The 4,709-nt window shown below is 48.7% G+C and carries 3 protein-coding genes, 1 tRNA gene and 2 pseudogenes; 4 read left to right on the forward strand and 2 right to left on the reverse strand.

From position 1 onward, the window contains the following. Positions 1–36 precede the first annotated feature (36 nt). Positions 37–113 (forward strand) — tRNA-Arg (locus WGH93_RS13020). 279 nt (positions 114–392) lie between these two features. Here the strand turns inward: WGH93_RS13020 and WGH93_RS13025 are convergent. Both WGH93_RS13025 and WGH93_RS13030 read right to left on the reverse strand, forming a co-directional pair. Next, positions 393–599, reverse strand: a pseudogene (locus WGH93_RS13025) (DUF4357 domain-containing protein); the annotation flags it as partial. Between the two features lie 30 nt (positions 600–629). Then, on the reverse strand, positions 630–1,241 hold the full coding sequence (locus tag WGH93_RS13030) for a GIY-YIG nuclease family protein (protein ID WP_374765313.1): 612 nt from the start codon (positions 1,239–1,241) through the stop codon (positions 630–632). A gap of 115 nt (positions 1,242–1,356) precedes the next feature. Here WGH93_RS13030 and WGH93_RS13035 point away from each other — a divergent pair. From WGH93_RS13035 to WGH93_RS13045, 3 genes and pseudogenes are all read left to right on the forward strand, one after another. Then, positions 1,357–2,119 (forward strand): annotated as a pseudogene (locus WGH93_RS13035) (IS5 family transposase). A gap of 663 nt (positions 2,120–2,782) precedes the next feature. Beyond that, entirely contained in the window at positions 2,783–2,998 is a 216-nt protein-coding gene (locus tag WGH93_RS13040) for a helix-turn-helix domain-containing protein (RefSeq protein ID WP_374765314.1), read from the forward strand. Beyond that, complete coding sequence (locus tag WGH93_RS13045) at positions 2,995–4,449, forward strand: MobA/MobL family protein (RefSeq protein WP_374765315.1); 1,455 nt, start codon at positions 2,995–2,997, stop codon at positions 4,447–4,449. The genes WGH93_RS13040 and WGH93_RS13045 overlap by 4 nt, the downstream gene beginning before the upstream one ends. Positions 4,450–4,709 lie beyond the last annotated feature (260 nt).

Genomic DNA, 4,709 nt, shown 5'->3' on the forward strand with positions numbered 1-4,709 from the left:
TCCGTCTTTGCTACATACGTCGCGGTCTTGTGGAATGGCCCCGTAGCTCAGTTGGATAGAGCATCAGATTCCTAATCTGAGGGTCACAGGTTCGAGTCCTGTCGGGGTCACCATTTTCCGCAATAAAATCAAATACCTATATCTTCTTTGCTGAGCAATAAAATTACTCTAATGTGCGGGTAAGCAATAGGTAAGCAGGAAAAGCCGACGCTATGACCGTCACGCCGACGTGTTTTCAAGGCCCTGCCCCGCAGGCGATCAGGTGATAGCACCCTATTAGAGTGGGCCAGTCCGAACCCGGTACCGGGTTCGACTCGACCGGGTTGGACAGCCGAATTCTACTCCGCGCCGGCCCATATGGGGTCGGTCAGGGGATGGCGGACATATGGGGCTCATATATCGGCGGTGTCATTAAGGCTGTCGGCCTCCCACTCCTTGTAGGTTTTGCCGGAGTGCCGTTCTTTCCATGCGGTCGTGCCGTTTGTAGGTCTTCCATTGACGACTGATGCCGCTGCACTGGGACTCTTGAAGGCATAGTCTTCGCTGAAAATCTGGTTTCCATCCGCGTGCTTGGTCAATATTCCCGCGTCTACCAGTTCGGCATGGCGTGCGGCGTCGCCTGTGTGGGCCTAGTTTTTGCTGGCCCACTCCGCGCGCGCCGCTGAATCAGCCTCCGCAATGAAGGCACCGTCCTGAAGCCGGGCGGTGGCGATTATGCCATGTTTCGGGGTTTTCAGCTCAAAACGGGGTATGGGCGTTGTGGTTTCTGAAGGGGTGTTCGCTGCATTGGGGCGCTTATGGCTCAGGAAAAGGTCCACTCTGATGGCAGGCAGAACCATCAACAGATATTGGAGGAAGCCTTCCATATCGGCTTCTTCCGCTTCGGACAGGCGGGCGCCGCCAGGCGTATTGCCGTTTTCAAGACGTGATCGGCTGGTGGCGGTGGCTTCCTCCACCAGTCGCGCTTCAAGATAGCGTGCATGGGCCTTGTTCAGATCGTTCTTTGCCGAGGTGACGAACACGGCGCTGGTCCACCAGTCCTTTTTGCTGTCATGGGATCGAATGCGCGTGCCGATATCTTCCGCTTCACCGATATAGGCATGGGGGGCGCCGTTCTTGTCGCCAAGAAGAATATAAACCCCGGTGTGCGAAGCCTCGGATCGTTTAAGGGCACGGGAGAGCTGGGTGCGCGGCGCGAGCAGAACATGGCCGGTCCAGTTGAATACCTGCGCGGTGAGCATGCCATCCGGCTTGCCGTCGATGAAATAGAGTTTCAGGGACTGCCCCTTAGGCTCAGGACCTATTAATTTGCATTGAGTGGCGAATTGTGATTCACGATGGCAAAGGAGTTTTGCCATGTCGGATCTGTTTCTGCTTTCGCCCGCCCAGATGTCGAAGATCGAGCCGTTTTTTCCCCGCTCGCACGGTGTGCCGCGCGTTGACGACCGGCGGGTGATTTCTGGTATCGTTTATGTCCTCAAGCATGGCCTTCAATGGCGCGATGCTCCGTCTGGATACGGTCCACACAAAACCCTCTACAATCGGTTCCGGCGCTGGACGGAAATGGGCGTGTTCGACAGGATTTTTAGCCATTTGGCAGTCGAGGACGGCCCACCTGACACCCTGATGATCGACGCGACACACCTCAAGGCGCACCGCACCGCGTGCAGCCTCTTAAAAGGGGGGTTCTTCCCCGCCATATCGGGCGTACGAAAGGCGGCCTGAACACCAAGCTGCACGCTGTCTGTGATGGCGAAGGCCGCCCCCTGGCCATGTGTCTGACAGCGGGACAGACCTCAGACCATGTCGGCGCGAAAATCCTCTATCCGGCCTTGCCGGAGGAAACGCGCGGCGTGCTGATCGCCGACAAGGGCTATGACTCCGACGAATATCGCGACGCCCTTCGCGCCAAAGGGTTGGCCGCCTGCATCCCGTCGCGAAAACGGCGCAACTCACCGGCATCATACTGCAAAACCCAATACAAACAGCGTCATAAGGTCGAAAACATGCTTGGGCGATTAAAGGACAGGAGACGCATCGCCACACGATACGCCCCCGTGCAGATGTCTTTATGGCCGCAACCACCCTCGCCGCAATCGTTATCTGGTGGCTTCAATGAGCTAGTGCCGATGCTCATGCTTTAAAGCACCCCTTCCGATGGCCGAAATGCCGGCAGATGGATCAAATTTCATCAATTCCCCTTTTTTGCCGGGCGAGGCCAGGGAATACAACCCGCTTCGTTATCGGGGTACCGACCTGCTTTATTTTATTCTGTGCGCAACCAAGGCTGTGCAATGGCTTGTTTCTATATCAAGCAACTGATTTTAAACGATAATCAAATTTCGATTTTGACCGTCGAAATTTTATCCGATTTGGTTTTAAGCCTGACCACATAAAATAAACCCAATTTAAATCATTTATAAAGTGTGTATCGGCATCTTTTTTGATGCCTGTGGAGCCCATTACCTCTCAAACAATGATTTATGACTCAAAATTCTCCGATTCGTAAGGCTACGCCGAGGATCGATGGGTCTGAATTTTGATATTTTCACGTATGTTTTGCAACAGATTTCAAACTCGAAACTTTACTTGCAAGTTAAATCGAGATCCGAAAAAACCCCCTCTCTACGCAAAATTCAAAGGCGAATTTCTTATATCACACACACTCAATATTTATAATTTAACTTCATGTTAATGAAATAATAGTTCACAATAAAAATTACGTGGCAACGATTTATTTTTAAGTTCATATTTTTACCATCGAAACACAGGAGAAGTATTAATGGAAAAAATAGATTTTTCGCAGCTAGTTACGCCACAAGAAGCAGCGGACATACTCAAAATAAGCACAGAAACACTAGCAAAGTGGCGCTGCAGAGGAATAAACCTTCCTTTTGTTCGGGTCTCCCGGAAAGTAATTAGGTATCGATTGTTTGATATACATAGCTATATCAAAAAAAATATTAAAAATAACACAATAATAAGTGGCGAAAAATGATCGATCGTGAAGATGAAATACGGGTAAAAATGGGCCGCTTGATAAAGATGGAGGAGATCGAAATCTCCGCGATTTTGAACGAAAATTATCTGCAAAAAATATCACAGGCTATTTCCGGAAACAAAGGCCCCATCGCGAGGCCATTTATTCGGCGCCCGGAAAGATCCAATTCGTGTCGTGGACACACCACATTTCATTTTCATTTTTCTTCTCTCCGGAAGAAATACCAACGAGAAATACCGAAAAACAGACATTTTTTGATAAAAGATAAATGCGTTAGGCAAGAATTTGTTGGAAAAGCGAGATACCATCCGGGGTTGCGTCCGGAACGAGGTGCAGGCCGAGTCTATTCCGTCCCTGCCGGGCACCCTGTCCCAACTGGATACTCGGCGACTTCTGTTCGACCTTTTACTAGAGGTATAGCTCCGCGAGCCGCGAGTTATTTCGCTGCCTATTATCTAACCCGGGCGGACGCGATTGAAGTTGATGAAGACGGGGTGCCTTCCATGATATGTTCGCCAGAAGCAAATCGGGCGCGACTCTGGAATGAGATTGAAGAAATAGAGAAACGAAAAGACGCGCGAATACAGCATCGAATTGTATTCGAAATGCCCTATGAGCCTGATATCGGGCCAAAAGGTAGAAAAGAAATATTGTCGGATGCATGTCTTTTATTTAAGATTAACCGCGTTCCGTTCATGGCTGTGGTCCATCGGCCAAACTTACATTCAGATGTGAGAAATTATCATGCACACATAGTTTTTCATGCGAGAAAATATAGAGTAAATAATGACGGAGTTTTTGAATTTGCGGATAAAAAAGAAAAATGGATCGATGATGTCCATCTTATTCGTAAATTGAAAACACAAGCATCTGACGCAATTAATAAGCATTTTCGCAAAAATAACATATTCAGGAAGTTTACGCCAAATGGCTTTGATCACCTTAATTTTAATGGTGAGCCGGCACAGCATATGGGTCAAAAGCGTTCCGCTATTCATCGACATTGGCAGCAAAATCATATTATGACCAAAAATAACGATGCTATGGAGGATTATCTTATATCCTTAGAACAGATAAAAAACATCGCAGATAATAAATTATTAGTCGATCTGAATAACAAAATTGCCAACGAGAAAGTATTTGAAAATGTGCAAAAAATTCAGAAAATGAAAGAGGACTATAAAAATGCGCTTTTTGAACTCGTGCGTCAGCAATGGTTGTTCTCGCGCGCGTTTCCAATCGTTGTGCGATATAAAGAAGATTTCAAAATATTAAGGGTTCTTTCGCCTAGCCTGCAACTGGGTCTTCAGAAATTCTATGATGCGGCCCATCAACGGCATAAGCAAGCGCTTGAAGATAAAGAGCAACTGGAAAAAACGATCCAGAATTTTCTCAAAGAAAAACCACGAAGCCGCCGGTTTGGTCGCAATAAGGATATCGGCTGGTAGGGTAGGTTTGGGCCCAGTGTGCTGGTGTCGGGGGCATTAGAGAGGGTCATCAGCAGGGGTGAGCGGTCTGTGATCCTTTTGGCGATCACATGGGTGACGCGTAAGCGCCAGCTGGCCCCCACCTTTTATTTTGTTTTGGGCGATGCGAGTCCGTTCCTGTTGTCAGGCAAGGAGTGCGTTTCGCAATGTGTGCTACAAATGCGTTTCTCAGATCGCTGGGGGTAGAGGTATACGCGTCCGGTCAACGGCGCTGGCCGGAT

The sequence above is a fragment of the Yunchengibacter salinarum genome (assembly GCF_037658235.1).
Lineage (GTDB): Bacteria > Pseudomonadota > Alphaproteobacteria > Sphingomonadales > Kordiimonadaceae > Yunchengibacter > Yunchengibacter salinarum.

Excerpts from the sequence above, each read along its gene's own strand:
- WGH93_RS13030 (WP_374765313.1), bottom strand. The coding sequence starts at position 1,241 with ATGCTCACCGCGCAGGTATTCAACTGGACCGGCCATGTTCTGCTCGCG.
- WGH93_RS13040 (WP_374765314.1), top strand. The coding sequence starts at position 2,783 with ATGGAAAAAATAGATTTTTCGCAGCTAGTTACGCCACAAGAAGCAGCG.
- WGH93_RS13045 (WP_374765315.1), top strand. The coding sequence starts at position 2,995 with ATGATCGATCGTGAAGATGAAATACGGGTAAAAATGGGCCGCTTGATA.